We start from the raw sequence: 24,270 nt of genomic DNA, 5'->3' as shown, positions 1-24,270 counted from the left end.
GTCGCTCACTCCGCTCGCGCTGCGACTCGTTGGCTCCCGCTCGCTGCGCTCACGGGAACTTCGTTCGCGGGGGGAAGGAGATGACGCTGCCAGTGTTTCAGTTCTGGGATCGGCTTGGTGAGTCGGTGAACATCTCGACTCTTGATGATCGATCAAAGATCTCGAAGGCGGAGCTGTATTACGTGATGGACGTAGGCACAGGAGTGTGGTGCAAGCCGTGTCGGAGTACAGGCTGCGCCCACGCCACCCAGATCGAGGAGATTCTAGCAACCGCCGGACTCGGCCGATCACAGGTGAACTACGACGATTTACCCGGCATTGCGAACATCACGCGCTATGAAGCGACGGGCGAAATGGTCGTCACGGGCTGGTTCGAGAACGGCGGCCGGGTGCGATACCACGAACAGCGTGACGGCACCGTCGTGCAGTCAGTGTACACGCCGGAAGACGGTCAGGACCCGACCGAGATAACCGAACAGCCCGAGGCGATGAGTGCCCCAGCTGCACTGGTCGCAACGCTGGCGGAGTACTGCCACTATCGCCAGCGTGGCGATCTCGATGGGTTGCGCCAGCAGTATCCAGAGGTGGCGCGTGTCGTGAGCGAGGCTCCCGTCGTCCACGCCGACGATTGAGAACACAAAGGCGGTAGCGGGTCGGGTAAGACGCAGCACCGCGAGCGTCAGCGAGCGGCCTTTTTTGGTCCAGATTTTTTGCGTGAGGGTACGCGGAGCGTACCCGAGCGGAAAAAAGGTGGGTTTAGAGCAACTCACCGGTGGCGACCCGAACGACCGAGCCGCCGACGTCGATACTGTTACTGTGTTCGTCCGCGCGCAGATGGAGCACCGACGGACGACCCATCTCATAGCCCTGTTCGACCCGGAGCGCCACGTCGTCGCCCCTCTGCTCGACCAGATAACCCGCGAGACAGCCGTTTGCACTACCTGTAGCGGGATCTTCAGGCACGCCGAGGTACGGCGCGAACATCCGCGCCGCGAGGTCGTTGTCGTCGCTGCGCGGTTCAGCACAGAAGATAAACACGTTCTTTGCGTCTCTCGATTCGACGAGTGCGTCGTAGGCCGCTCGGTCGATGCTTGCTCGTTCAAGCGCAACACGACCAGTGAGCGGCACAATGATCGTCGGAAGCCCCGTCGAGACGATCTGAACGGGATGGTCCCCAGACAGATCGTCCGGCGACAACGAGAGCGCCCTCGCAACCGGCTCCCGCTCCAACCGCTCACCGAACTCGGGCTGTCGTTGCGTCATCCAGAGCGTCTCCTGTTCACCGTCGCCCTCGGTCCGAACCGGGATCGTTCCGACCGGCAGCTCCAAATCGATCTCATCAGCACCTGTTCGCTCCCGGAGGACAGCCGCCGTGCCCAGTGTCGGGTGTCCGGCAAAGGGGATCTCCTCGGAAGGGGTGAAAATGCGCACGTCGTATCCACCGCTGGGATCGAACGACTCGATGAACGTCGTCTCCGAATAGTCCATCTCCGCAGCAATCCGTTGCATCTCGTCATCGGACAGCTCACCACGGCTTTCGACGACAGCGAGTTGGTTGCCGGCGTATCGGCGCTGGGTGAACACGTCCACGATATGAAAGCGCATACGAAAGCTGCTCGTCGGATCACGAAAAGCATTGATGGCCGGTGATGAACGGTGTCGAGACACACGACCGGACAGACGTCACTCCTCGGGAAACGGAACATCGATCGCTTGGCCGTCGTCTGGAACGAACACCGTGCCGTCGAACGCCTCGCGGGCCTCGCGTTCGAGTCGATCGACAGCCCCGCCATAGCGAGTCGAGACATGAACGAGTGCGAGCCGCTTCGCGCCAGCTCGGTTAGCTATGTCTGCTGCCTCTCGGGCAGTGGCGTGATCGGTCTGTCGCGCACGGCCAGCGTTGTCGTCAGCAAACGTCGCGTCGTGAATCAGCAGATCAGCGTCTCTGGCCTCCGAGACCGTCACATTAGTCGGTCGGGTGTCGCCCGTGTAGACGAGCCGACGGCCGGGCCGAGACGGACCAACAACCTGTTCAGGATGAACGACCGTTCCGTCCTCCAGTTCAACCGATTCCCCACGGTGGAGGGCACTGAACTTCGGACCGACGGGGACACCGAGCGCTTCTGCAGTTTCGCGGTCAAACCGTCCCTTGCGCTCGTCTTCGATGAGCGCGTAGCCGACCGACTGGGTGTGATGATTCGTTCTGAACGCGCGGATCTCATACTCCTCACCACGTACGGCGACGGATCCCGGACGAGATTCATGAACGGACACCGGATAGTCGGGATCCGTGCCAGCAACCCCGAGCAACGACTCGATAGCGGGTTTCGTTCCGGGCGGCGTGTGGATCGCGAGCGGTGATTCTCGATCGTTGAAATCCCACGTCTGACACAGCCCCGGAAGACCGAGCACATGGTCGCCGTGCAGGTGTGTGAGAAACACATGGGACACGTCGAACCCGGTTTCATACCGCATCATCTGGCGCTGGGTCCCCTCGCCACAGTCAAAGAGAAACCGCTCGCCCGAGCGTCGGACCAGCACCGCGCTGGTGTTGCGCTCGACCGACGGGATCGCCCCGCTCGTCCCGAGAAACGTCACGTGCATACATCTATTGGCCATGCCCGCCGGATAGCCGCTTCGAAAGTCGAAAGCAGCCCGATCGAGGAATCGACCGATTCTTACCCACTTGGAGCAAGACAGTGGTATGGACGCACCGCTGTGGATCGAGACCCACCAACCCACCATCGAATCGCTTCCACAGCAGGGAGTGCGCGAGGAACTCACTCGTGCCGTCGACGAACCGATGAACCTCATTCTCGCTGGACCAAAGGGAGTCGGGAAGACCGCTGCTGTTCGGGCGCTCGCTACCGAAACTCACGAGGATCCCGACAACGATTTGATCGAGATCAACGTCGACGACGTGTTCTCCCGGACGAAAACAGAGATCAAAAACGATCCGCGGTTCGCGCCGTTTCTCACGGGCCGGAGCCGGCTCTCGAAACGGGAGATGATCAATCATGTACTCAAGGAATCGGCGGGGTATGCCCCTGTCACGGGAACCTACAAGACGATCCTCCTCGACAACGCCGAATCGATCCGCGAGGATTTCCAACAGGCGTTACGCCGGATCATGGAACAGCACCACCGCACCACCCAGTTCGTCATCACCACTCGTCAACCCGCAACGCTGATCGGGCCGCTGCGATCGCGGTGTTTCACCGTCCCCGTGCGTGCGCCAACACACGGCGAGACCGTGACGGTTCTGTCCGAAATACTCGACGCCGAAGGTGTCGAATACGACAGTGACGGCGTCGAGTACGTCGCTGGCTACGCCAGCGGTGATCTCCGCCGGGCAATCCTCGGTGCCCAAACCACCTTCGAGGAACACGGCGAAGTAACCATGTCAGCTGCTTATGAAGCACTCGGGGACGTCTTACTCACAGACACCGTCGAAGAAATGCTCAGTGACGCCGAAGACGGGCAGTTCACCGACGCACGAAACACGCTCGACGATCTCCTCATTGAGGACGGCTACAGCGGCAGTGAGGTGCTGTCGGACGTGCTATCGGTCGCGCGCTCCCGGTACTCGGGACAAAAGAGAGCCGAGATTCACCGGCTCGCTGGGGAAGTAGACGCAGAGCTTACTGAAGGAACGAACGACCGACTCCATCTCTCGCGACTGCTGGCGGAACTCGGACGGAATGAAACCCGCGTTCACTCTGGTTCGTAATTCACAGTCTGGGTCCACGAATCAACCTGTTCGTCCTGTCCGGGATCTCTGTCCATCAGTTGAACGGTTATCTGTAACTGTCCCCGATCGTACCGCGCGAGGTCCGACGGCTTGACATCGATCGAGAATACGCCGTCTGCAGTTCGTTGCTTCAGTATATCCGTCCGTCCGAACTGCTGGCCGTTAATTTGGACGGCAAGATACGGATCGCCGTTTTTCCCCGAATCCATGCCCGCCAGCCGTGTGTCTGCCCTGACCGTGATGTCGAAATCAGAAACGTAACCGTTGCCGTTCTGATCAGTGGTGTCCACGATGCTCAATCCGCCGGAAGTGGCCGTTCGGGTCGCTTCGGTTGTCGTTTGCGTGGGGGACGACGTTTGTGTCGGCTCTTCTGTCGTTGTGGTTGTCTCTGTTGGCTCTTCCGTCGTCGTGGTTGTCTCTGTTGGCTCTTCTGTCGTTGTGGTTGTCTCTGTCGACTCTTCCGTCGTGGTGTCAGAAGACATCTCGCTGGTCGCCGTCGGTGTCTGTTCCGGGTCAGGAGTGGATGCACTGCTGCTGTCGTCACCGGTGTTCGATAGCGCGCCAGTGCCGGGGAGGTTGATCCCTGCCGCGATGACAGCCCCGATCAACAGAAACAGAACCCCTGCACCGATGAGCACAACTTGTAATATCTGTTGGCTCTGGTTGCTCGTGGTGTCTCTTTCTCTTCCCCGTGGACCTCGTCGTCGACTCATTCGGTTCCCTTTTGGACTCATCCCGTATCAGCGCATCGTTGCTTTGCCAGTCAAAAACGGGGCGAGAACGCTGAAAGAACCTTATAGAAAACTACACTACGTATCGATTCGGTGTCCCCGATTATCGCCTGAACCGATAACATAATAGATACGGTTCACCACCGTACTCGCCGGTACGTTTATAAGTTCTGATAGTAGGCCGTGGTCAGTGTCGATGGGCCCTGCCGGATTCGAACCAGCGATCAATCCGTTATGAGCGGATCGCTTTGACCAGACTAAGCTAAGGGCCCGCTGGATAGTTCTTTTCGGGCTGATGTCTTTAACGCTACGGTGCTAGCGCTACTCCGCCCGCCTCTGATAGAGCACGCGTCCGGTCATCGCCATGACCTCGGTATCTCCCGCGAAGACAGTCGTACGCGAGGAGATGAGTCCGAGAGCATCATCCCACGGCTCTTTGTCTATGACTTCGGTCCGTACCGAAAGCGTGTCTCCTGGGCGAACAGGTTCTTTCCATCGCAGTTCATCGACGCCGACAGCGCCCATCGCGCGCGAATCGGCTGAACTGTTGTCGACGAGCATCCGCATCGTCATCGCTGCAGTGTGCCACCCGCTGGCGACGAGTTCACCAAAGAGCGATTCCTCGGCGGCCGATTCGTCAACATGGAAGGGTTGGGGATCGTACTGCTCGGCAAACGAGACGAGTTCCTCTTTCTCGACGGTGTAGCTGCCGAACTCCTGGGTTGTACCGATCTCGATGTCCTCATAATAACCGGACAGCATACCGGGTCTGCGGTGAGGAGAAGGATAACGCTGCCGTACTGCTCTCGCCTCGACGAGATGGTTTTGCGGACACAGAAACAACTCGATCGTATGGACTCCAACTCAACTGTGGACGACGAGCACGGACAGACGGAGAGGGAATCGGAACTCGCGGAGGATTTCGGCGCACATCTCCGTGCCGGTGCGGCAATCTATAATGCGGGCGAATTCCACGCGGCCCACGACGCGTGGGAATCGGTGTGGCTCGACTTGAAGGACGGACCTGACCGAGAGCTACTCAACGGACTGATCCAGTTCACCGCAGCGGTGTACCACGCCGACCAGCGCAACTGGGCGGGTACAACGGGGCTTGCACGGAGCGGGCAGGAGTATCTCTCCGGGTTGGGTTCGACCCACCGCGCGGTGTCTCTCGATCCGCTTCGCGGGTATCTCACAGCGTTGGAACGGGATCCGGCACGCATCGAGCGCGAGCCGCCAGTCGGGATCGTCGTGGCTGGTGAACGAGTGCGCCTTGGGGAACTCCCGTTCGGAGCAATCGCCATCGCGGCCCGCGTACTCACGGAAGAACACGGCGGTGATCGGGCACTCATCGATCGCGCAATCGAGTACGGCCGTGCCGATCTCGAAGCAGGGCAGGCGACGAGTCCGTTCGTCACGCTGCTCGTCGATATCTTCCGGAGTGATGGCGTCGAACGCGACACCGCACGGCAACGGCTTTCCGACCACGTTCGTCGACGAACAACCCAAGAATCGGATGTGAAAGGCCTGTTCGAGTGATCAGGTGAGACTCAGCTCCGAGGTTCGAGTTCGGCGTAGTCAGCGGAGTTATCTTGTGGATTGTAGCCGAGTCGTTCGCGGGCGCGATCGATCGAGTAGTATTTGCGGTCATTATCGGAAATGCCATACACGATCTCGTAATCGACATCAGCAGTGATGCAACAATCAAAGAGGTGGGCGCAGTCCCGGTAAGAGAGCCACATTGCCTGTCCGCGCTCGTAGTCGATAGGAGGATGATCCTTGGTGAGATTACCGATACGGACACAGATAACGCTCAGATCGTGCTCGTCGTGGAAATACCGCCCGATGATCTCGCCTGTGGCTTTGCTCACGCCGTACCGGTTCGAGGGCCGTGGAAGCTCCGTGCCATCGAGCCGATAATCATCACTGCTCCGATATATATCGGGCTTGCGCTCGGTTTCGTAATGTCCAACGACGTGATTCGACGAGGCGAACACGACCTTCTCGACGCCGGCGTCAAGCGCAGCCTCGAAAACGGTGTGTGTGCCATCGATATTGTTCGTCAACACGCTGTCCCACCCGGCTTCCGGACGGGGATCACCGGCGAGATGGACCACGACATCGATACCGGACATCGACTCACGGACACGACTGGTATCGGAGAGATCGGCCGCGATATACTCGTGATTCGTGACGTTGTACTCTAGATCCGAGCTTGTGCCCGTCTCTGTTGGGGGTGGCTCCCGATCGAGCAATCGCCAATCGTACTTCTGTCCGAGACCACCGAGGATGGCACCCCCGACCCGCCCCGCGGCCCCCGTGAGCAACACCGACGTAGCCATTCATACGACAAAACGAGGGTTACCAGTAAGAATCGTGCGGTTCGAATGACCGCGATAGAACGTGAAACATTCACGAGCGGGGAGCAACGAATCGAGCTGTATCAGTTCGATACCAATCGTGCGAACGCGAGCGAGCCGGAGATGTTCTCGATGTAGGCATCAACAACATCACCTTCGCTAGCCCCTGGTACGAACACCGTATACTCCCCGCGCTCAGCGACCCCATCGCCCTTTCGGCCAGTACTGACGATCTCAAGCGTGTACGTGTTGCCCTCTTCGATCGCGTCGCGTTGTTGGGTTTGAGTGGTGCTCCGACGGCGTTTCGAAACCGGACGGAATGCGCCACAGGCGTCACATCTGAGCATCGGCGTGCCGTCCTCAGTCACGAGACGGGTGTCAGGCAGCCCACACTCCGCACAGAGGACGTACACATCAACGTAGGAGTCGACAGCCGAATCGAAATCGGACCCCGAGAAGGTGCCGTTGTATCGACCCACACCGTCGTCGAGCTTACCGTTCGTCCCGAGATCGCGCTGGATGAACCGGTGGAGGTGGTCCGGCGACCGAGACACCGTCTCAGCGATGTCTTCAAGGTTCGTCAACCGGGTGAACGCACCGTCTTTCTGTGCGTTGGCATTGGGTACCGAAAGCCGTTCACCCTCCGATTGGATGTCCGGAACCGCATCCATGGCTCTGTCGAGGCTCGATTCGTAATCCATACATGATAGAAGGACCTTGAGCCGTAAACCCGTTGCGAGATACACCGCCACATGGGAGACGTGATTCGAATCAAGCGCGTGTCCGGTGGATCAAAATCGGGCGGCATTTAGTGACGGGAATACGACCCCCCCTATGGACCCGACGGACCGCGAAACGGCCTGTTTCGAGGCAGGCGTGAAATTCGGGGCGCTCTATCACCAGTTTGCTGGTACCCCGGTTAGTGCCGATAACGCGGACAGTCTCGAAGCCGCGATTGAGGAAAGCATCGAAAACCAACCCGGCTGTACCGACGTATCGGTCGATATCCACACTGACGAACTCGAAACCACTCGTGGGTACACGGAACTTACGGGGGAGTACATGGACGTTACGCTCCGTATCGAGTACGCCGACTGCATCGTCCACGCCGAGATGGGGATGGAAGACGGCTATCCGCTCATGCGCGTCGTCGACGTTGTTGAGGAGTAGCTGGTCGCCACGGCCACGAAACTACTCCAACGACAGGGATAGAACAACCCTTTATTTCACTTTCGGTCTCGGGCGGGCGTTTATACTCACCCGGGATAAACCGCCTACCATGAGCCAAACGACCCTCGACGACGACGAACTGTTTGGGGAGGCAGCGAACGAGATCCGGACCGACGTAGAATCGAGTTTGGAGACGACCCGGGCGGCGCTCCCCGACACCGAGACGATTTGGACCGTCGAGGCCGACAACAGCCTTGGAGTGCTCAACGCCCTCCACTCGGCGCTTGAAACGGGAGACGCTGCGACGCACCTCCGGGACGCCAAGAAGTGGTATACGATGGGCAAACGGGCAGACGCGTTCGATGACGCCGAGGATCTTGATGCAGAGATCGAACGGCTCGAAACCATCGTTGAAGATCTCGAAACCGCACACGAGCAGGTAGGTGATCTCACACGCACAGTTCCGGAACTACGGAGCATGCTCGATGAAGTCGACACCACCGAGGAACGCGACGAGTCGGACTAGAAGAGGCGTCCGGTGTTCGATCCGCATCCGACGGCAACAGACCCGATCAGAGTGGATCGATCCATCACCAGCGTTCGGGGGGCGTCAGCCCTCGCGCCGAAACCGTTTCGATCAGCTCAACGAGAGCGGCTGCAGCTTCGTCCAGCAGCTCCGCGCCGAGCGTGCCATCGCCTCGTGAGGGATCGCCCACGACGCCGTTCTCGGTGAACTCCGCAGAATCGTACGCGAGGTTCGTTCCGGACTGCCACTCGCCCCAGTGGTCGGTCCCGTTCTCCGTTGCTTCCGCAAGTCGGTCATCGCGTATGAGTTCCGAGCGCAGGTGACTAATGAGCGAGGTTTCGAGCGTGCCACCATGACCCATTCGGCCGGAGACGGCCTCGAACCACGTGAACGGCACTGCATACGCGGCTTCGTGTCGTGAGATTGTGGCACAACACTCCCGAAGCGCGTCTACGTTGCCCCCGTGGCCGTTGACGACGATGACGCGGTTGAACCCGTGATGGATGAGGCTCTCGATCGTCTCTCGAACGTATCGCCGGAACGTCTCCTCGGTAACCCACAGCGTGCCGGTGAAATGCCGGTGTTCCTCCGCTATCCCGACCGGAACCGTCGGTCCCACGACGACATCACCGTCGTACCGCTCATCCGCGGTCTCAGCGACGGCAGACGCGATCACGGTGTCCGTCCCGAGCGGGGCGTGTGGACCGTGTTGTTCCGTCGAGCCGACGGGAAGCAATGCGAGATCTGTGTCGGCGTTCTCGACATCTGTCCAGGTGCTCTCCGAAAGCTGCATATCACCCCAAGGGGGCACGATAGATTTAAGCAGATGGGACGGCCGTCTCTCAGAGTGATCATTCTTCGACAGTAGCTTTCGGTTATCTGCTACGAGTGGTGACGCATCGATTGTTCGCCTGCGTCAAACTGTTCGCCGGTCGCTATTGGGATCGATACCGGTTAGTGACAATCCCTCCTCCGCACAACGGATGGCCGAAACGGACATTCAGGAGCTGGTGACCGAAGCGGAGTGGCGATCGGCGTTCCCGGTCATGAGCCAACTACGGACCCATCTCGATGAAGAGACGTATCTCGATTACGTGCGACAGATGACGGCGGACGGCTACCGGCTGTTCGCCCGCCTAGTAGACGGCGAGATCGCCGCGCTCGCAGGGGTTCAGATTCAAATAAACATGTATTATGGCCGTCACGTATGGGTGTGTGAGTTGGTTACTGACGCCGAGCGTCGGTCATCGGGACACGGACTGGCGCTGTTGACGTTCATTGCGGAGTGGGCCGACGAGCAGGGGTGTGAACTCGTTGCGCTCTCCTCGGGAGTGCAGAGGACGGACGCCCATCGGTTTTACGAAGAACGCGCTGACATGGAGCGGGCGAGCTACGTGTACAAACAGCCGTTGCAGTGAAGGCAACTCAGTCGTCGGCTCCGGTTTGGGCCTGTCGCTCCGCGGCCCGATCGATAAATTCCTGTGGGAGGTCGTCGATCTCGCCCGCTTGAACGCCCCAGAGATGCGCGTACAGCCCCTCAGTGTCGATCAGGTCCTCGTGTGTGCCTCGTTCAGCGATCTGTCCGTCTTCAAGGACGAGAATGCCGTCCGCGTCTTTGATCGTCGAGAGCCGGTGTGCGATGGCGAACGTGGTTCGGTCAGCTGTGAGTCGGTCGAGGCTGCGCTGGATGAGCATCTCGGTTTCGGTGTCAACGTCACTCGTCGCCTCATCAAGCACGAGGATCTCCGGATCCTTGAGGATCGCCCGTGCGATGGAGATGCGCTGGCGCTGGCCACCCGAGAGTTTCACGCCGCGTTCACCGACCATGGTGTCGTAGCCCTCTGGAAGGTTCGTGATGAATTCATGGGCTTCCGCGGCCTTTGCGGCCGCCTCGATCTCTTCTTCGTCGGCGTCGAACGCCCCATACGCGATGTTCTCTCCCACTGAGCCGTAGAACAGGAACGTGTCCTGACTCACATAGCCCACGTGTCGGCGGAGACTCGGGATGGTTACGTTCCGAATGTCCTCGCCGTCGATCCGGATCGCACCCTCGTTCACGTCGTACATCCGGAGCAGGAGCTTCAACACGGTTGACTTCCCTGCACCCGTCGGTCCGACAAGCGCGACCGTCTCCCCACCGTCAACCGTGAACGAAACATCTTCGACGATCGTCTCCTCGTCGTAGCCGAACGTCACATCCTCATATTCGACAGCACCGTCAGAAACGGCGAGTTCCTCGGCATCGGGATTCTCAGCGATCCGGCTCGGCTCGTCCATCAACCCGAAGATCCGGGCCGCGGAGGCGTACGCGCGCTGGTACATGTTGATTATCTGTCCGAACTGGGCCATCGGCCAGATAAAGCGCTGGGTGTAGAGGATGAACACGACGAATTCGCCGGCCAGAAGTTCACCGGTGAAGGGACCGGGAGCAGTCCCCATCGTCTGGTACGTGAACACCCAGTACCCCCCGATGGCGAACGTGAGCACGAACCCGATACCGGCAATCACCCGCAGTCCGGGGAAGAACTTGATTCGGGTTTCGATGGCGTCCCAGTTCGCATCGAAGTAGTCCCGTGAAACGTCATCAACCCGATCGGACTCATACCCCTCCGTGTTGGCGGTCTTGATCACCTGAATGCCACCGAGGTTGTTTTCGAGTCGGGAGTTGACCTGCCCGACCGAAGAACGGACCTCGGCGTATTTTGGTTGGATCGTCTGCACGAACTTGTAGGTGAAGATGGCGATGAGGGGCACCGGAAGCAGCGCAATCAGCGCGAGCTGCCAGTTGCTGGCGAGGAGGATCACGCCGATCCCAACGACCATCACCGACAGCCGAAACACGGAGTTCATGCCGTCGTTGAGGAACTTCTCAAGACGGTTTACGTCGTTCGAGAGCACGGACATCAGTTCGCCAGTCTGTTTGTCCGCGAAAAAGTCCATGTTCAGCCGCTGCATGTTGTCGTAAGTGTCCGTCCGGACATCGTGTTGGATGTTCTGGGCGAACACGTTCCATCCCCAGTTGCGCGTCCAGTGAAACGCCGCGCCCCCGAAAAAGGAGACAGCGATGAGAGACGCCAACAGGACGAGCTGATCGGATTCGTTCGTCGGCAACCACGCTTGGGGCACGATCCAGAGGGAAAACGCCTTCTCGCCGTAGAAGATCGCATCGACCGCGAGACCGAGCAGCAACGGCGGAAGTAGATCGAGAATCCGTGCAACGATGCTCGCGCTCACGCCACTCACGAACGCGACCGGGTTCTTGCGGCCATACTCCGAGAACAACCGCCGCATCGGACTCGTCGCGTTCTCCCGTTGCTCTTCAAACGGGTCATCTTCGTCGACGGTACGTTCCATTCATTACGATACAATCGGATTCTGCAAAAGGCTTCGTGGAAACTGTCAACATATCACGTCTGACCGTGATCGCGATGCACAGCGAGTAGTGGATCCGTTCTATTCGTTCTCGATCTGGACACGATCACCGACGTCGATACCCCGTTCGGTCGTCCAGTGGTGGTTCACCTCCAGCACGTACTGGCCGTATCCAGGGTAGCGGTAGTCGGTCCCATCGGTTCCCTCGGGGGGTTTCGGTGCGTGGTGGATCGACGTGATCCGTTCGTTCGGTCCGATATAGACGATGTCGATACCGAAATCCATCTCCCGCATCACGTAGGTGTGGTTCTGGGCAGTGTCGTAGGTGAACAGCATTCCGTCGTTTTTCGGAAGGTGCTCCGTGTCGCTCAGTCCGGTGTACTGTTTGTGGGTGGTGTCGGCAACGCGGGCGTCAACGCTGCCGAGGCGGGTCCCGTTCTCGTCGTGGATCGTCACCGTGGCGTGATCGTAGCTGTCCGGCGACGGTGCCGGAATCGGAAGCGAGATCACGCCCGTGCCTACGAGGACGAGCACGAGGATGAGCCACGCGATAACCACGCCAAGAGAGGTCCGAACCCATTTGGAGACCATTCGTCTGCGGTTAGAAGGGAGAGAACTAAACAGTCCCGACAGGGAGCCAGTAGCGGACAACGAGCGACCGACGAACGGAAAGTGTTATTCGGATCGGGGGTGTGTGTTCGGGTGTGGGTCCGTGGTCTAGTGGTTTATGACGCGTCCCTTACAAGGACGAGATCGGTGGTTCGACTCCGCCCGGACCCATGAGCATCGAGGGAGGAAGCGCCGTCCACGCCCGTGATTCGGCCGAGCGTTTCGAAACGCTTTTTCAACTCCTCGTCGTTGCTCAGCATGAGCCGCCTTAGCTCAGACTGGGAGAGCACTCGACTGAAGATCGAGCTGTCCCCGGTTCAAATCCGGGAGGCGGCATATTCTGAAGCTGTGAACGGAGTGAACAGCTGAAGAAACGACGCCGAGCGGATTCTGAACCCTGGAAGACGGTCTGACGAGCGAACGGAGTGAGCGAGCCAGACCGTCTTCCTCCGGTTCAAATCCGGGAGGCGGCACTATGTTTTATTCGCAGTAGATGTAGCATGGGACCCAACCCCTCCGAATTCCTGCAATGAGAGATGAATAAAGTTCCTTGTTGAATGCTCTTTAAGCCACTGGAGTCATCAGGAGCAGACCAATCTGACAGAATATTGTTGCGATACTGGCGATATCGTGACTATTATACGATAACAGGCGGGAAAATCCGCAACTTTAGCGACCTGTCTGTACGCTGGGCGATTCAACAGCCAACCGATGCTATTCACTCCCTTCTTCTTTCGTTACTCGGGTCATATCGAGGGCTTTTCCTCGTGATGATTGAACTGTGACAACTTCGCCATCGAGAAGACCACGCCACTGCCCATCATCACGTTGTTCGGCCTCAATATCATCCATTGCTTCTGTTTCATCTCTACGGAGATAGGCATCCCACGCTCCAGCGGAACCTGTCGGTTTTACTGTTACCGTCGATTTGTCAGCAGTCTCTTTGTTGTCATCCATTGTTGTTTCATCTCTATAGGAGGTAGTCAAGGTTAAACACTACTCTGAAGTCCCTTGAGCTAGTCGCTAATCGATATACCCTGCAAGGTCTGCGTTCAATCGCTTACCTTGATGATCGTTATCTGTAGTTTGACAATGATTTTCATAGATCATCATCGCTAAAAATCAACTGTACACTGTTCACTTCGAGCCAGTGGGCCGTGGCTTTGTAGTCCGGAACGTACTCCCCAACGAGCTGCCAAAACGCCCGTCCGTGATGCTGCTCAGTTAGATGCGCGAGTTCGTGAACGACAAGATAATCTACTTGTAGTAAACCAGCGGCAGAATGTACTCCTTGTAGTCCGTCGGATCGACAGCGTCCCGGATGATGTCGGCACACTTGAACAGATGAGATTCAAGTTCATCCAATGAGAGAGTCATATCCGACCTGTTTCGAGCGATCATGATATAGGCTGCGGTACTACGTCGGCGTCACCGATTGAGCACCGTGAGCCGGTGGAGGCAAACGGCTGTAGCGCGATACACCGCACGATGGAACTCCGGTTTCTGGGCGGTGCTCGTGAGGTGGGACGGAGCGCAGTGCTCGTCAACGACACGCTGTTGCTCGATTATGGAATGATGAACGACACGCCGCCACGCTTTCCAGTCGGGTCGGTCACACCCGAGGCGGTGGTGCTCTCCCACGGCCACCTTGACCACGTGGGGGCGCTGCCGTCGCTGCTGTCGGGCACCGACCGCCCTGCGATCCACTGGACGCCCCCCACCCGCGAGCTGACCCACCTGCTCGCCCGAGACACGCTGAAACTCCACGGCGGGACGTACGACTGCCCATTCACCGCAGAGGAGGTCCGGCGGATGCGAGAGGTCTCAACCGCCCATGCGTATGGGGAGCCGTTCGAGGCAGCCGGCCACGAGATCACGCTGTACGACGCGGGCCACATCCCCGGCAGCGCCCACGTGCTGGTCGACGACGGGGAGACGCGCCTGCTGTACACCGGCGATTTTCACACCGACGACCAACGACTTATTGCTGGCACGACCGCCCGGCCGGAGGCGGACGTGGTGATCTGTGAGAGCACGTACGCCGACGTAGCACACACCGACCGTTCCGAACTGGAGCGCCAGTTCGTCGAAACCGTCCGAACGACCGTCTGGAACGGTGGCACGGTTGTCGTTCCGGTGTTCGCGATTGGCCGGACACAGGAGTTGAGCATGATCTGTACGGCTAACGACATCGACTGCCACGTGGATGGTATGGGCACGCGCGTGACGGAACTGCTCAGCCAGTATCCGAGCTATCTCCGTGATCCAGACGCGTTTCGACGCGCAAAATCCGCCGTCAGAACCGTCTCAGGTGGTGATGAACGACGCAGACGCGTCGCAGACACGAACACGACAATACTTACGACCGCTGGCATGGTGACCGGCGGCCCGGTGATGACGTACCTCCCCGCGATTCGATCGAACCCCACGAACGCGGTTGCGCTCACCGGTTACCAAGTCGAAGGAACGCCGGGCCGAGAGCTACTCGAAACCGGACGAGCGGAAATCGATGGGCGCGTACTGCCCGTGAGCGCCCGCGTCGAATCATTCGATTTCTCAGCCCACGCGGATCGAAACGGCCTGTTCGAATTCCTCGAATCGTATCGAGACGCGGCGATCTTGGTCAATCACGGCGATGACTGCGTCTCGTTTGCAACCGAACTCCAGTCCGATGGCTATACCGCGAGGGCACCGGCGCTAAACGACCGGATCGTCGTATAAAAAATGGGTACGCTCGCGCCGCTATTAAGCGAGGGCGGGGAGGAGAACTGCGCTGTCACCGTCAGTCAGACCGCCCAGAACGTTCAGGTTGACGTCGTCGAGGAGCTCGTCGGCGTCGACGGCATCGTCGTCGTTGACGATCGTGGTCTCCCCACTGTCGATATCGGTCGTTTCAGCCACAGCGGTACCCATTCCACCGGCGACGAGACTCAACAACAGGACAGCGGTCAATGCTGCTTTAAGTTTCGATGTCATGATTGGTCTTTACTGGAGTATAATCAATTTAATAACGTATACGCCATATCATAGTATTGTGTTATACCAAGCAAATCAACATTTGTCTGAGGCACTTTTTCTTATTTACAGGCATGCATACGCCCGTATCGCTGTTTTCACACCGTAGTGCCCCATCCACTGAACCAACACACTTCATAGCTACTAGTATGTTTCAATGACGTATCGTTCGATACCCCAGTATCGAGTACATCATCGAGGAGGGTATAAAACGCATCGAAGGGACAAACATTGATCTGATCGGTGAGGAGGACACAGCTCCGATCCGGTGAAGAAGGAGACGCTTTGCCTGTAAGCGCACACGTATCGAACCGATCTGGTGACACGTTGACATCCGTCGAGAGAAAAGCTCTTGCTTCGGATCACGGGAGCAACGAACTTTTCAGTGACAATCGATTGGGTTGGGTGTACGTTGGTGTATGAACCGAAACACCGATAGCAGTAGCGACAGCAGTGTTCGTGATCGTTCAAGAAGCAGCGAGCGAGCGGTTTCGACGAATAACCGATAATGGGCTCGTGGTACATTTTGGGTCTAGAAGGGACCTCAAGATCTGAACGCGTACTGTTCGGTGTCACGATGACCATAATGCTCGCGTTGGGTGGGGTTGGGCTTGTGGCTCCGGCGTTTCTGAGCAGCGCACTCACCGCTACCCAGAGCTGGATACTCACGTATTTCGAGTGGTGGTTCATTCTGCTCGGATTCGTGCTACTGATCGGCACAGTGCTGTTTATGGTCTCGAAATACGGCCAGATCCGGATCGGTGGACCGGACACTGAGCCGGAATTCGGGCTGTTTTCGTGGGTTTCGATGGTATTTACGGTGGGTTTCGGTGCGTCGATTCTCATCTGGGGTGTTGCTGAGCCGATCCAGATCGTCAAATCGCCACCCTCACCCGCACCGGTTTCAGGCGCGTCTACCGAAGCAATGGCGCTGGCGTTCATGTTCATCCACGAGGTGTTTCCCGGGCTAGCGATGTGGTATCTTCCCGTTGCGATGGCGTTCGGGATCACCATCTACACGTGGGGTGTTGATGAGTACAAGATCAGCTCAATGCTCACCGGCATTCGTGGCTGGAAGTGGCTGCCCGATTGGCTCGCTGACGCGGAGGGATCGAAATCCCTTCTCTACTGGATCGTTGACGCAGCGGCGCTCATCGCCATTATTGGTGGGATCGCAACGACGCTCGGGTTCAGCGCACAGACGATGTCCGCCATCATCGGGCGCGTCTTCGGGTTCGAAGCGGCGATCCTGACCTACGCGGTCTTCGGACTCATCGGCGTCATTTTCCTCCTAGACGTCTGGCTCGGACTCCGTTCAGGGATCCGCAACGCTGCCCGCGCAACTGTCGTGTGCATCACGCTTGCGATGGCGATGCTCGTCGTGGTAGGACCAACCCTCTACATGTTCGAGTTGGGCTTGGACGCGACAGGGGTTTGGCTCAGCGAGATGTTCCGGCTGACGCTGTACACCGCACCGAACGGCGGCGGCAACGGCGCGGCCGGGCTGACTGGATTCTGGTGGGCTTGGTGGGCTGCATGGAGCATCTTCGTCGGGAGCTTCGTCGCGCGCGTCTCGAAAGGCCGAACACTCCGAGAGATGTTCGCCGTGCTCGTGATCGTCCCCACAGTGTTCACGTGGATCCAGCACTCGCTCATCGGTGGGTGGGTGCTCGCACCTGGTAACCAGCAACCGATCGCGCAAGCAATAGAAGCCGGCGAGCCGGCCGCGATCGCTACAGCACTCAACATCACACCGTACGGAACGGTGTTGGCGGTGTTGTTCTGCTTCGTCATCGCGGGGTACATCATCACCTCGCTCGATTCGGCCGTGTACATGCTATCGGCAATCACGCTCGGCACCGAAAACCCCAACCCACGAAACCGCGCGTGGTGGGGCGCACTGCTGGCGGTCTTCGGTATGATATCGCTCCAATTCGAAGAGTTCAGTGCCATCGAATCGCTGTCCGTGACGATGGCGCTCCCGTTCTCGCTGTTCTTGCTCGTGATCCTCTATGGCAGCTACCGCATCGCCAAACAGCATGTGGATGAGGATGACGACGCCGAGTCAACTACCACCGTGCCCCACAAGCGGCGGTCAGATTCGGACTCGGGAATGGCAACTGACGACTGAGTCACACCAGAAACAGCGAGTGTGAACGACCATTGGCTCCTCTACGTCGTTTACGGCGTGAGACTCAACGATCGGCTGTCAGCTGGTCGTGACCGGCCAGAAGCGCGCCACAACTAAAACGGCAGCAATATCACTCCCAGATAACGTCGGTATCGCCCTCGTGGCCGTGGACAGCTTGTACGTCATTCATATTGTCGTAGACGCTGACGCTGCCGACATCAGTGATCCACGCGACGACACATTTCCCGTTGGGTGGCGGAAACTGCACACCGTAAGCGACGATTCCGGTGCCGGACACACCCGAGGCGTCTTCGTGGCGATACAACGCGAACTTCCGGAACTCTGGGGATTGTGAGAACGGATTAGGCATACACACTCCCTTTCGATACCATATCCGAACTGGCAGCGCAACGCTCAAGCCCTTTGTGTTGTGGCGGATAGAAACGCAGACTGGAGACACTCACTCCAACCGGTGGCTCCAAACCAACTCCTGCATCGTTTCGGCGCTGTCGTTGCTGTAGAGGAGCGGGACCGTCGGCGTTCCTGTGTTCTCGATGTCAGTGTAGCGTGTCATGATCGATCTGCACCGTGTGGCGCGTATCGGTACAACGACGCCCTTCACTATAAACATAATTATTAATAATACTAAATTCGCTTAGGTTCCTAAAGGATCATCAGGAAACGGGAACGGAGTTGATGGGCGAAAGGAGTTCGAAGCGACCGCTACCCCTTTAGGTGTCCCCCCAAGAGACGGATATGATGGCGAATCGCAAGGGTGAGCGGCGAGAACGAGAGCTTGTCAACCGACTCGACGAGCGCGGATTCGCGGTGATGCGCGCGCCCGCGAGTGGGAGCGCGACCGAGCGGGAGCTACCGGACGTGCTCGCAGGCAACGGATCGGCGTTTTACGCGATCGAGGCGAAATCGAGTGCCGGCAATCCGATCTATCTTTCTGGAGAAGAAGTGGAAAGCCTCGTTTTCTTCGCGCAGAATTTTGGTGCAAAACCCCGTATCGGCGTGCGGTTCGACCGGGAAGACTGGTACTTCTTTCATCCGGGGGATCTCCACGTCACCGACGGAGGAAACTACCGCGTGAAACGCGAGACAGCACTCTCTTCGGGGACGGATCTCACCGAACTCACGGGCGAATCCACGAAAACGACGATTACGGACTACTAGCGGGCACTACCGGAAAATCACGTTCGTCCCGCTGGGGCCGCCATTCTCGTTTGAGCCGTGAGTGTGGAAACGCGTACTGCTGTTGCTGTTCGAACGGTTCGTCTGCGGGCCCGGAGAAGGGATAGACACACATAACGACCGGATCTCCGTGGGGATACCCGACGTTTGTCGGGTAGTCGGCAACGGTTCCTTCATCGATCAGTACGCAATCCGTTCGGTCCCCGGTCTGTTCGACCACGACGAGTAGGTCGTCGGTTTCTCGATCACGAACGGTCGTTCCCGGTGTGAACCGACACGACTCACAAACTGCTGGCTCCTCAGACCGGACGAACGCCCGTCGGCCACAGGCCATACAGGTGGTGGCCCGGCGGTCAGGATCTGGGAGACGACCCCCTGTTATTTCGAGTGCAACCCGTCGGAGATGCTTACATCTCTCGCCTCGATACTGGTGGTCGGGACACGTACACCACCCCGACTGAAGATCGACTTCGTACGCCGAATCACTCTGACCAACGACGACGTATCTTCCGTCTCCAAGCGCTCTAACGCGCATTTTTTCCGTCCATGCCCGCGCCGCCCGCGGCGGGAGGCGACGGGTGTCCGGAGCGAGAGCGACCGCCGATGACGCTGGTGGGTGTTCTGGATGCGTCATGATGTTTCGTGAACTGAGTTCCACACGAAACGTAGGTGTTGGAACAGTATGAACCATACGCCCGTTCCCGCTGGTGGATCACTCGGTGTCTTCGGAGACGGCCGGGAGTGCTGCGACGTAGGCTTCGAGTGGATGATCGTAGTCAGGGTGGTCGCCCTCACAGACGCCGTGCGCGCGCATCGTGTCGAAGCTCGGTGGCGAGAAGGGGATCGCTTGGCCTGCCAACCGTTGTGAGGCGTAAAGGAACTGTTCGTCGTCGATACCACAGATCTCGGGGATCGTCTCGGGCGACTGGCCGACGCCGGAGAGGAATGTGATGAGCGTGAACCGCTCTACCTGATCGAGGGGTTCCTCACCGGCCCGTCGGAGGAGCGTGGCGATGCAGTCGGGGAACGCGTCTGGTTCGAAGCGATCGATTGCGTCGGGATGTTCGACGCCGACGAGTTGAGTTCGGATCTCCCGAACGGCTGGGCGGAGCGGTTCTGCGATTTCTGGGGGGACATCGAACGGGAGTCCATCGAGCACTCGCGCCTCAATGGCTTTCCGGAGAAGTTCGAGGAGTTCCGACTGGCTCACGGAGACGGAACCATCAGCTAGTTCGCGTTGGACGAGTGACCATCCGTCTTCCTCGGGCACGAACTGGAGATACCGATCGACAGAAATGCGATACGCAGCCGTCTCACGGCGGTTCCGACGGTCTAATTGCTGGACATCGTCGTCCAATCCTAGTTCCGCTAACACCGTTTCAAGCGAGAACGACCGATCAGTGCGCCGGTCCGTCCGTGTTGTCACCTCCTCGCTGATGCGTGTGTGGGCGGTCGCTGCCTCGATGGCCGCGTATTTTTCCACCGCACCGGGGGTTTCCAGTACGGAGACCAGCATCCGCGCGACGGGGTATGACAACAGCTCAGTTCGGGACGAAACACGACGCTCGGATTCGACGGTGCCCTCGGTGAGCGCGCGTATCACCCGTTCTCGGCCTCGTTCGACCACTGCGTTGTCGGTTCTCACGAGCGAACTGAGGTCCACGTCCGCGTTGGCAACGGCGTCGCGGGCCGCGTCGAGAAACGGGTAGCGGGCGTGGTAGGCGTCCATGTCCCCGCTTCGCCGTGCCAGCGAATAAACACGGCGGTCGACAAGAAGGTACCACTGTCTGGGCGGTCGGGATCCGAACGGTATTGTACTCCGAGAGCAAACGCAGCGTTCGTGGCGCAGTTTCAGTATCCGTGTCCGGAGTGTCGAACAACGACGAACCTCCACACGCCCGACTGTCGGTTCGATGGGACACCGTGGACCGACATCGAGGCGGCGTACATCGATATTCTGAGCACGCTCGCACAGGGAGCACAACGCGAGGGCAGGCTCCGCGAGGAGTCACCCGGTCGGTGGGATCGCTTGCATTCCGCCATACTCAGTCGGCTCCGGCACGACCAGCGCGTCCGTGAAACGCCCGGCGGTGCGCTGGAGTTGCTTACGCCGTCGGAGTTCAAAGAGCAGATCGCCGTTCCCTCTCAAGAGCCGCTGGGACTCATCTACGAGCAAGGGAGCGTTCCGGGCTGTCACGATCACGCTGTCTTCGCGCTCATCGCGTATTATGAGATGGTCGGTCTCTCATGGAACGAAACGCGCGAGTATGTCGCGGACTGGCTCCGTGAGTCCGGAGCGTGGAATCGAGGGGGATTCGAGGAAGCGGATCCCGAGGCGGTCGTCGACAATAAGCGCCACGTCTACACCCGGGGGTACGGCTGGCGACAGGCCGCAGAAGAAGCCGCCGCTGTTATCAAACGACGGAAGTAATAGCGTTCTGTAGTCATCACATGGAGAGTGTTCTGCTCCTCTTTGCAATGGGAACAGCGGTGTTCGTTGGTATCAACATCGGCGGCTCATCAACCGGCGTCGCCTTCGGTCCCGCAGTCGGAAGCAGATCCATCTCGAAACTCGGTGCCGCAGCCCTGATGACAGTGTTCGCGTTCGCTGGCGGATTTACGTGGGGGAAAAACGTGATCAGAACGATCAGCGTCAAGGTCGTGCCACAGAGCGTTTACACCCTCGAAGCCGCAGCGGGCGTTCTGTTGTTCGTCGGGTTGGCGTTGCTCGTCTCGAATCTGTCGGGCGTTCCGGCCTCAACGTCGATGACGGCCGTCGGTGCCGTCGCCGGATTGGGCGTGGCGTCGGGGACACTTCGATGGGATGTCCTCGGCCGGATCGTTGTCTGGTGGCTGATCGCTCCGATTCTCGCCTTCTGGATCTGTGCCGTCGTCGGTCGGTATCTGTATCCACACCTCGCCGTTCGGTTTCCGGTCGATCAGAGCGACGGATCGTTGGTCGACATCGACTGGAGCGGTTCGTATCCGCGCGTCTCGATCGGAGACGGAACGACGACCAAAGAGCTACTGGCGAGCGCGCTGGTCATCGTGGTTGCGTGCTATATGGCGTTCGCGGCGGGGGCGTCAAACGCCGCGAATGCGGTCGCGCCGCTCGTTGGAAACGAAGCCATCGGAATGAACGCGGGAGTCGTATTGGCGAGCGTCGCCATCGGAATCGGGGCGTTCTCTATCGCCCGTCGGACGCTCGATACGGTCGGCAATGACCTGACTGATCTGCCGATTCTCGCCGCCTTGATCGTCGAGATCGTGAGTGCCTCGCTCATCACGTTCCTCTCCCAGCTCGGGATCCCGGCCTCATTGGCGGTCAGCGCGACGATGTGTATCGTCGGACTTGGGTGGGGACGGGCGACACGGTCCGTGACGTTGGCAAACGCGGCTGTCGATGCCGTCGGTTCCGACCGCAGGAATCGCTCGAACCCATCAGCGTCGGCGTCGACAGCAGAGGCAGAGACCGGCGACGGGGTACCCGAAATCGGCGTGCAAGATCCGAACACGTTTTCGGCCCGAGAGCTGTTCGATCCGTCAGCGACCGCTCGGGTGGTCGTTCTCTGGATGCTCACGCCCTCGTTTGCAGCAGTCGCGGCGTATCTGCTGTTCGAGTTCTTCGTCGGCTTGTGAGATCTGATCAGCGCGCAATGTGGCCTGTAGCTCGGTGAACGCGGCGCTACGATTCCGACTGTTCGACTACCCACCGGTCGGAATACGTCGCGTCACAGGTACAGCCAGCGTAAGCGTGAATCACGTCGCCCTCGGCGTACAGTCCGCCAGCGTCCTCGTTCTGTTCCTCTGCGAAGGCGAGAAGCACGCGCACCCGGTGCTCGGTCTCCGGATCTGCGTTGGGACACTCGCCACCGGTACAGTCGTTGCGAACGGTTCCGTCGGTCTCCATGGCTGTGCCCGCGAACGTCATGGGAGGCACACCAACGGCCTGTTCGAACACGCTTCGTCCTTGATCCCCGGGAAGCACGAGCACCGTACCGCCGTCAACGCGAGTGCCGTGCTCGGCAAGTGCCTCGCCGTCAGAGACGGCGGCGTCGCTCAGGTAGATGAGCACGTCGTCCGGGCGTTTTCCGGAAAGGAACGCGTGGTGTCGTTGATCCATACGCCGGATAGCGACCGTGAACGGAAAAGTCGACCTACTCCTAACTGTGGCGCCTCAGTGATCTTCGAGGCTGTCAGCGATATCGGACAGCGACTGATCGGGTTGTGGGACGACCGCGTACACTGCAGTCGCGCCTGGTCGCCTGACGGCGTACTGGTGACCGGGTTCGATGATGTCGACGTGAATCGACCGACCGTAGTCGAGATCGCCCTCGTCGAACCATTCCCGAAGTCGGTTCACGCTCTGTTCACGCGCCCCATCACGGACGAGGCGAGCGTTGTCGTACACGCTTCGGATCTCCGGCGTGTCATCGAAGCTCCGCTCGATGCGAGCGCGATACTGCTGGCCGTCTAACGTGATGTGAACGATACCCGCAGGAAACAGCGACGGCTCCGCAGGGAGCACGAGCTTTGGGTGGGCCATCGAACCCGCGCGATCGATCGTTGCGCGGACGGTGTCAATCGACGGATGATCGTGAGGAATACGGTCAGACACAGATCTGAAAGAGTGAATGCCGAACGGTGTTACTCCGTCTCGATCAGTTCCTCAACCGACTGGGAGCCACGACCGACGATCTTCGCGTTGATCTGCCGGGCGTCGCTCCCGACTTCTCGGCCACGAACGGTCACACGCTTTCGCTCGCCGTCAACGGTGGGGTTAAAGCCCACACCGCCAGTGAGAAGCACCGACGACAGATCCTGACCAGCGACATCCGACCGCATCGGTCGGCCAGCGTTGTCGGTTCCACCGGTGATTTCGATCGTGTATCCAGAAAGACCCAACGCCCCAGCGTCGATCTCGGCTCCGATTTCGCGTCCGACGAATCGGTTCGCTGTCTGTCCATCGACTTCGAACTGGTGCGTCGTCCCGTCCTCGGGATCGGCAACGTCAACCTGAAACTCGGCCATATCCTTCGTCAGTCGGTCAGCAGGCAAAAGCGTACTGAAACGAGCCACTCGACGTTCCACCCCTGCCGACAGAACCAAGCCAACGGACGCTAAGCTGTCGTATGGACCGTGAACGGCTCGACACTGCTCTCGACGTGTTCGATTCGACGCCCGACGAGCGACGGGTCGTCATCCGGCAGGCGATCGACCTGTACGATTCGGACCGGTTCGAGAAAGACGCGGGCACCGAACTCACGGCCGATGTGATCGTCGACAACCTTCAGGACGCTCCCGATGATCGGCTCGCTGACCGCTGGAACTGGTGGATCGGCGCGCTCACGATTGCCTACGGCGGCTACGAACGGTTTCAAGTGCGAGCCATGAACCGTTGACATCGC

Annotated in this window: 29 protein-coding genes, 3 tRNA genes and 2 pseudogenes; 14 read left to right on the top strand and 20 right to left on the bottom strand. The window is 59.1% G+C overall.

Translation table 11 applies throughout. The features are described 5' to 3' along the window. Nucleotides 1-632: hypothetical protein (locus EIK79_RS15855; RefSeq protein WP_185715676.1), on the top strand; the 632-nt coding region annotated here is incomplete at its 5' end. A gap of 124 nt (nt 633-756) precedes the next feature. Here EIK79_RS15855 and EIK79_RS15850 read toward each other — a convergent pair. Together EIK79_RS15850 and rnz are read right to left on the bottom strand one after the other, a co-directional pair. Further along, nucleotides 757-1,605: a PhzF family phenazine biosynthesis protein gene (locus tag EIK79_RS15850; RefSeq protein ID WP_124956428.1), complete on the bottom strand. Its 849-nt coding sequence runs from the start codon at nt 1,603-1,605 to the stop codon at nt 757-759. A gap of 78 nt (nt 1,606-1,683) precedes the next feature. Further along, nucleotides 1,684-2,604, bottom strand: a complete 921-nt coding sequence (gene rnz / locus EIK79_RS15845; protein ID WP_124956426.1) for a ribonuclease Z — start codon at nt 2,602-2,604, stop codon at nt 1,684-1,686. A gap of 100 nt (nt 2,605-2,704) precedes the next feature. On the opposite strand from rnz, the gene EIK79_RS15840 reads away from it, so the two are divergent. Continuing rightward, nucleotides 2,705-3,730, top strand: coding sequence for an AAA family ATPase (locus tag EIK79_RS15840; protein ID WP_124956424.1), 1,026 nt, complete (start codon nt 2,705-2,707; stop codon nt 3,728-3,730). Here the strand turns inward: EIK79_RS15840 and EIK79_RS15835 are convergent. The 3 genes from EIK79_RS15835 to EIK79_RS15825 all read right to left on the bottom strand — a co-directional run bounded on the left by EIK79_RS15835 (nt 3,715) and on the right by EIK79_RS15825 (nt 5,244). Further along, the gene (locus EIK79_RS15835; protein WP_124956422.1) at nt 3,715-4,464 is read right to left on the bottom strand and encodes a C2 domain-containing protein; all 750 of its coding nucleotides are present in this window, start codon (nt 4,462-4,464) and stop codon (nt 3,715-3,717) included. The genes EIK79_RS15840 and EIK79_RS15835 overlap by 16 nt on opposite strands. A gap of 215 nt (nt 4,465-4,679) precedes the next feature. Next, a tRNA-Ile gene (locus EIK79_RS15830) sits at nt 4,680-4,754 on the bottom strand. 49 nt (nt 4,755-4,803) lie between these two features. Next, a complete protein-coding gene (locus tag EIK79_RS15825; RefSeq protein ID WP_124956420.1) occupies nt 4,804-5,244 on the bottom strand; it encodes a MaoC family dehydratase in 441 nt (146 codons plus the stop codon). A 90-nt stretch (nt 5,245-5,334) separates the two neighbouring features. On the opposite strand from EIK79_RS15825, the gene EIK79_RS15820 reads away from it, so the two are divergent. Further along, nucleotides 5,335-6,021: a DUF309 domain-containing protein gene (locus EIK79_RS15820; protein ID WP_124956418.1), complete on the top strand. Its 687-nt coding sequence runs from the start codon at nt 5,335-5,337 to the stop codon at nt 6,019-6,021. Nucleotides 6,022-6,032: 11 nt separating this feature from the next. Here EIK79_RS15820 and azf read toward each other — a convergent pair whose 3' ends face one another. Both azf and EIK79_RS15810 read right to left on the bottom strand, forming a co-directional pair. Continuing rightward, nucleotides 6,033-6,824: an NAD-dependent glucose-6-phosphate dehydrogenase Azf gene (gene azf / locus EIK79_RS15815; protein WP_124956416.1), complete on the bottom strand. Its 792-nt coding sequence runs from the start codon at nt 6,822-6,824 to the stop codon at nt 6,033-6,035. Between the two features lie 101 nt (nt 6,825-6,925). Beyond that, complete coding sequence (locus EIK79_RS15810; RefSeq protein WP_124956414.1) at nt 6,926-7,543, bottom strand: translation initiation factor IF-2 subunit beta; 618 nt, start codon at nt 7,541-7,543, stop codon at nt 6,926-6,928. Between the two features lie 133 nt (nt 7,544-7,676). On the opposite strand from EIK79_RS15810, the gene EIK79_RS15805 reads away from it, so the two are divergent. Further along, the gene (locus tag EIK79_RS15805) at nt 7,677-8,012 is read left to right on the top strand and encodes a dihydroneopterin aldolase family protein (protein ID WP_124956412.1); all 336 of its coding nucleotides are present in this window, start codon (nt 7,677-7,679) and stop codon (nt 8,010-8,012) included. 109 nt (nt 8,013-8,121) lie between these two features. Then, entirely contained in the window at nt 8,122-8,538 is a 417-nt protein-coding gene (locus EIK79_RS15800) for a DUF5790 family protein (protein ID WP_124956409.1), read from the top strand. A gap of 64 nt (nt 8,539-8,602) precedes the next feature. Here the strand turns inward: EIK79_RS15800 and EIK79_RS15795 are convergent, their stop codons facing one another. Then, nucleotides 8,603-9,331 carry a creatininase family protein gene (locus tag EIK79_RS15795; RefSeq protein WP_124956407.1) on the bottom strand — a complete coding sequence of 243 codons (729 nt, stop codon included), beginning with the start codon at nt 9,329-9,331 and terminating at the stop codon, nt 8,603-8,605. A 190-nt stretch (nt 9,332-9,521) separates the two neighbouring features. On the opposite strand from EIK79_RS15795, the gene EIK79_RS15790 reads away from it, so the two are divergent. Then, a complete protein-coding gene (locus EIK79_RS15790) occupies nt 9,522-9,956 on the top strand; it encodes a GNAT family N-acetyltransferase (protein ID WP_124956405.1) in 435 nt (144 codons plus the stop codon). A gap of 7 nt (nt 9,957-9,963) precedes the next feature. On the opposite strand, the gene EIK79_RS15785 is transcribed toward EIK79_RS15790, so the two are convergent. Together EIK79_RS15785 and EIK79_RS15780 are read right to left on the bottom strand one after the other, a co-directional pair. Beyond that, nucleotides 9,964-11,892, bottom strand: a complete 1,929-nt coding sequence (locus tag EIK79_RS15785) for an ABC transporter ATP-binding protein (protein WP_124956403.1) — start codon at nt 11,890-11,892, stop codon at nt 9,964-9,966. Between the two features lie 99 nt (nt 11,893-11,991). Beyond that, entirely contained in the window at nt 11,992-12,501 is a 510-nt protein-coding gene (locus EIK79_RS15780; RefSeq protein WP_124956401.1) for a DUF192 domain-containing protein, read from the bottom strand. A 115-nt stretch (nt 12,502-12,616) separates the two neighbouring features. On the opposite strand from EIK79_RS15780, the gene EIK79_RS15775 reads away from it, so the two are divergent. Together EIK79_RS15775 and EIK79_RS15770 are read left to right on the top strand one after the other, a co-directional pair. Next, nucleotides 12,617-12,690: transfer RNA gene (locus tag EIK79_RS15775), tRNA-Val, on the top strand. Between the two features lie 91 nt (nt 12,691-12,781). Beyond that, a tRNA-Phe gene (locus EIK79_RS15770) sits at nt 12,782-12,855 on the top strand. A 378-nt stretch (nt 12,856-13,233) separates the two neighbouring features. On the opposite strand, the gene EIK79_RS15765 is transcribed toward EIK79_RS15770, so the two are convergent. The 3 genes and pseudogenes from EIK79_RS15765 to EIK79_RS18845 form a co-directional block, all read right to left on the bottom strand. Next, nucleotides 13,234-13,476: a hypothetical protein gene (locus tag EIK79_RS15765; RefSeq protein WP_124956399.1), complete on the bottom strand. Its 243-nt coding sequence runs from the start codon at nt 13,474-13,476 to the stop codon at nt 13,234-13,236. Between the two features lie 142 nt (nt 13,477-13,618). Next, nucleotides 13,619-13,723, bottom strand: a pseudogene (locus EIK79_RS18850) (metal-dependent hydrolase); the annotation flags it as partial. A gap of 56 nt (nt 13,724-13,779) precedes the next feature. Then, nucleotides 13,780-13,896: pseudogene (locus EIK79_RS18845) on the bottom strand (type I restriction-modification system subunit M N-terminal domain-containing protein); the annotation flags it as partial. A 111-nt stretch (nt 13,897-14,007) separates the two neighbouring features. Here EIK79_RS18845 and EIK79_RS15755 point away from each other — a divergent pair. After that, on the top strand, nt 14,008-15,240 hold the full coding sequence (locus EIK79_RS15755; RefSeq protein ID WP_124956436.1) for an MBL fold metallo-hydrolase: 1,233 nt from the start codon (nt 14,008-14,010) through the stop codon (nt 15,238-15,240). A 24-nt stretch (nt 15,241-15,264) separates the two neighbouring features. Here the strand turns inward: EIK79_RS15755 and EIK79_RS15750 are convergent, their stop codons facing one another. Continuing rightward, the gene (locus tag EIK79_RS15750) at nt 15,265-15,495 is read right to left on the bottom strand and encodes a hypothetical protein (RefSeq protein WP_124956397.1); all 231 of its coding nucleotides are present in this window, start codon (nt 15,493-15,495) and stop codon (nt 15,265-15,267) included. 547 nt (nt 15,496-16,042) lie between these two features. Between EIK79_RS15750 and EIK79_RS15745 the strand changes: the two genes are divergently transcribed. Beyond that, nucleotides 16,043-17,665 carry a BCCT family transporter gene (locus EIK79_RS15745; protein WP_124956395.1) on the top strand — a complete coding sequence of 541 codons (1,623 nt, stop codon included), beginning with the start codon at nt 16,043-16,045 and terminating at the stop codon, nt 17,663-17,665. Between the two features lie 130 nt (nt 17,666-17,795). Here the strand turns inward: EIK79_RS15745 and EIK79_RS15740 are convergent, their stop codons facing one another. Next, a complete protein-coding gene (locus EIK79_RS15740) occupies nt 17,796-18,035 on the bottom strand; it encodes a hypothetical protein (RefSeq protein ID WP_124956393.1) in 240 nt (79 codons plus the stop codon). Between the two features lie 386 nt (nt 18,036-18,421). Here EIK79_RS15740 and hjc point away from each other — a divergent pair, with 386 nt between their 5' ends. Further along, a complete protein-coding gene (gene hjc, locus EIK79_RS15735; RefSeq protein WP_233738217.1) occupies nt 18,422-18,844 on the top strand; it encodes a Holliday junction resolvase Hjc in 423 nt (140 codons plus the stop codon). Here hjc and EIK79_RS15730 read toward each other — a convergent pair. Both EIK79_RS15730 and EIK79_RS15725 read right to left on the bottom strand, forming a co-directional pair. After that, on the bottom strand, nt 18,831-19,520 hold the full coding sequence (locus tag EIK79_RS15730; RefSeq protein WP_233738215.1) for an SWIM zinc finger family protein: 690 nt from the start codon (nt 19,518-19,520) through the stop codon (nt 18,831-18,833). The two genes, hjc and EIK79_RS15730, sit on opposite strands and share 14 nt — an antisense overlap. A gap of 54 nt (nt 19,521-19,574) precedes the next feature. After that, a complete protein-coding gene (locus EIK79_RS15725; RefSeq protein ID WP_124956389.1) occupies nt 19,575-20,591 on the bottom strand; it encodes a hypothetical protein in 1,017 nt (338 codons plus the stop codon). Nucleotides 20,592-20,702: 111 nt separating this feature from the next. Between EIK79_RS15725 and EIK79_RS15720 the strand changes: the two genes are divergently transcribed. Beyond that, nucleotides 20,703-21,293 (top strand): DUF7474 family protein, encoded by a 591-nt coding sequence (locus EIK79_RS15720; protein ID WP_124956387.1) that lies wholly within the window; start codon nt 20,703-20,705, stop codon nt 21,291-21,293. A 20-nt stretch (nt 21,294-21,313) separates the two neighbouring features. Then, entirely contained in the window at nt 21,314-22,501 is a 1,188-nt protein-coding gene (locus EIK79_RS15715) for an inorganic phosphate transporter (protein WP_124956385.1), read from the top strand. A gap of 46 nt (nt 22,502-22,547) precedes the next feature. Here EIK79_RS15715 and EIK79_RS15710 read toward each other — a convergent pair whose 3' ends face one another. Genes EIK79_RS15710 through EIK79_RS15700 form a run of 3 tightly spaced genes read right to left on the bottom strand, consistent with a single transcriptional unit; the run spans nt 22,548 to nt 23,893 of the window. Then, entirely contained in the window at nt 22,548-22,985 is a 438-nt protein-coding gene (locus EIK79_RS15710) for a DUF5807 family protein (protein WP_124956383.1), read from the bottom strand. Nucleotides 22,986-23,039: 54 nt separating this feature from the next. Continuing rightward, nucleotides 23,040-23,480: a DUF7112 family protein gene (locus EIK79_RS15705; protein WP_124956381.1), complete on the bottom strand. Its 441-nt coding sequence runs from the start codon at nt 23,478-23,480 to the stop codon at nt 23,040-23,042. Between the two features lie 29 nt (nt 23,481-23,509). Beyond that, nucleotides 23,510-23,893 carry a 30S ribosomal protein S6e gene (locus EIK79_RS15700; RefSeq protein ID WP_124956379.1) on the bottom strand — a complete coding sequence of 128 codons (384 nt, stop codon included), beginning with the start codon at nt 23,891-23,893 and terminating at the stop codon, nt 23,510-23,512. 101 nt (nt 23,894-23,994) lie between these two features. Between EIK79_RS15700 and EIK79_RS15695 the strand changes: the two genes are divergently transcribed. After that, nucleotides 23,995-24,264 carry a hypothetical protein gene (locus EIK79_RS15695; protein WP_124956377.1) on the top strand — a complete coding sequence of 90 codons (270 nt, stop codon included), beginning with the start codon at nt 23,995-23,997 and terminating at the stop codon, nt 24,262-24,264. Nucleotides 24,265-24,270: the final 6 nt, after the last annotated feature.

Origin of the sequence: Halocatena pleomorpha, assembly GCF_003862495.1 — an archaeon.
In the GTDB taxonomy this organism is placed as follows: domain Archaea; phylum Halobacteriota; class Halobacteria; order Halobacteriales; family Haloarculaceae; genus Halocatena; species Halocatena pleomorpha.
This window is presented reverse-complemented; position numbering and strand designations above follow the sequence as displayed.

Coding starts and splice junctions, on each gene's coding strand:
- EIK79_RS15785 (WP_124956403.1), bottom strand. CDS start 11,892: ATGGAACGTACCGTCGACGAAGATGACCCGTTTGAAGAGCAACGGGAG.
- EIK79_RS15795 (WP_124956407.1), bottom strand. CDS start 9,331: ATGCAGCTTTCGGAGAGCACCTGGACAGATGTCGAGAACGCCGACACA.
- EIK79_RS15695 (WP_124956377.1), top strand. CDS start 23,995: ATGGACCGTGAACGGCTCGACACTGCTCTCGACGTGTTCGATTCGACG.
- EIK79_RS15710 (WP_124956383.1), bottom strand. CDS start 22,985: ATGGATCAACGACACCACGCGTTCCTTTCCGGAAAACGCCCGGACGAC.
- EIK79_RS15805 (WP_124956412.1), top strand. CDS start 7,677: ATGGACCCGACGGACCGCGAAACGGCCTGTTTCGAGGCAGGCGTGAAA.
- EIK79_RS15750 (WP_124956397.1), bottom strand. CDS start 15,495: ATGACATCGAAACTTAAAGCAGCATTGACCGCTGTCCTGTTGTTGAGT.
- EIK79_RS15835 (WP_124956422.1), bottom strand. CDS start 4,464: ATGAGTCGACGACGAGGTCCACGGGGAAGAGAAAGAGACACCACGAGC.
- EIK79_RS15840 (WP_124956424.1), top strand. CDS start 2,705: ATGGACGCACCGCTGTGGATCGAGACCCACCAACCCACCATCGAATCG.
- EIK79_RS15725 (WP_124956389.1), bottom strand. CDS start 20,591: ATGGACGCCTACCACGCCCGCTACCCGTTTCTCGACGCGGCCCGCGAC.
- azf (WP_124956416.1), bottom strand. CDS start 6,824: ATGGCTACGTCGGTGTTGCTCACGGGGGCCGCGGGGCGGGTCGGGGGT.
- EIK79_RS15790 (WP_124956405.1), top strand. CDS start 9,522: ATGGCCGAAACGGACATTCAGGAGCTGGTGACCGAAGCGGAGTGGCGA.
- EIK79_RS15850 (WP_124956428.1), bottom strand. CDS start 1,605: ATGCGCTTTCATATCGTGGACGTGTTCACCCAGCGCCGATACGCCGGC.
- EIK79_RS15740 (WP_124956393.1), bottom strand. CDS start 18,035: ATGCCTAATCCGTTCTCACAATCCCCAGAGTTCCGGAAGTTCGCGTTG.
- hjc (WP_233738217.1), top strand. CDS start 18,422: ATGATGGCGAATCGCAAGGGTGAGCGGCGAGAACGAGAGCTTGTCAAC.
- EIK79_RS15780 (WP_124956401.1), bottom strand. CDS start 12,501: ATGGTCTCCAAATGGGTTCGGACCTCTCTTGGCGTGGTTATCGCGTGG.
- rnz (WP_124956426.1), bottom strand. CDS start 2,604: ATGCACGTGACGTTTCTCGGGACGAGCGGGGCGATCCCGTCGGTCGAG.
- EIK79_RS15825 (WP_124956420.1), bottom strand. CDS start 5,244: ATGCTGTCCGGTTATTATGAGGACATCGAGATCGGTACAACCCAGGAG.
- EIK79_RS15755 (WP_124956436.1), top strand. CDS start 14,008: ATGGAACTCCGGTTTCTGGGCGGTGCTCGTGAGGTGGGACGGAGCGCA.
- EIK79_RS15745 (WP_124956395.1), top strand. CDS start 16,043: ATGGGCTCGTGGTACATTTTGGGTCTAGAAGGGACCTCAAGATCTGAA.
- EIK79_RS15820 (WP_124956418.1), top strand. CDS start 5,335: ATGGACTCCAACTCAACTGTGGACGACGAGCACGGACAGACGGAGAGG.
- EIK79_RS15810 (WP_124956414.1), bottom strand. CDS start 7,543: ATGGATTACGAATCGAGCCTCGACAGAGCCATGGATGCGGTTCCGGAC.
- EIK79_RS15800 (WP_124956409.1), top strand. CDS start 8,122: ATGAGCCAAACGACCCTCGACGACGACGAACTGTTTGGGGAGGCAGCG.
- EIK79_RS15700 (WP_124956379.1), bottom strand. CDS start 23,893: ATGGCCGAGTTTCAGGTTGACGTTGCCGATCCCGAGGACGGGACGACG.
- EIK79_RS15715 (WP_124956385.1), top strand. CDS start 21,314: ATGGAGAGTGTTCTGCTCCTCTTTGCAATGGGAACAGCGGTGTTCGTT.
- EIK79_RS15765 (WP_124956399.1), bottom strand. CDS start 13,476: ATGGATGACAACAAAGAGACTGCTGACAAATCGACGGTAACAGTAAAA.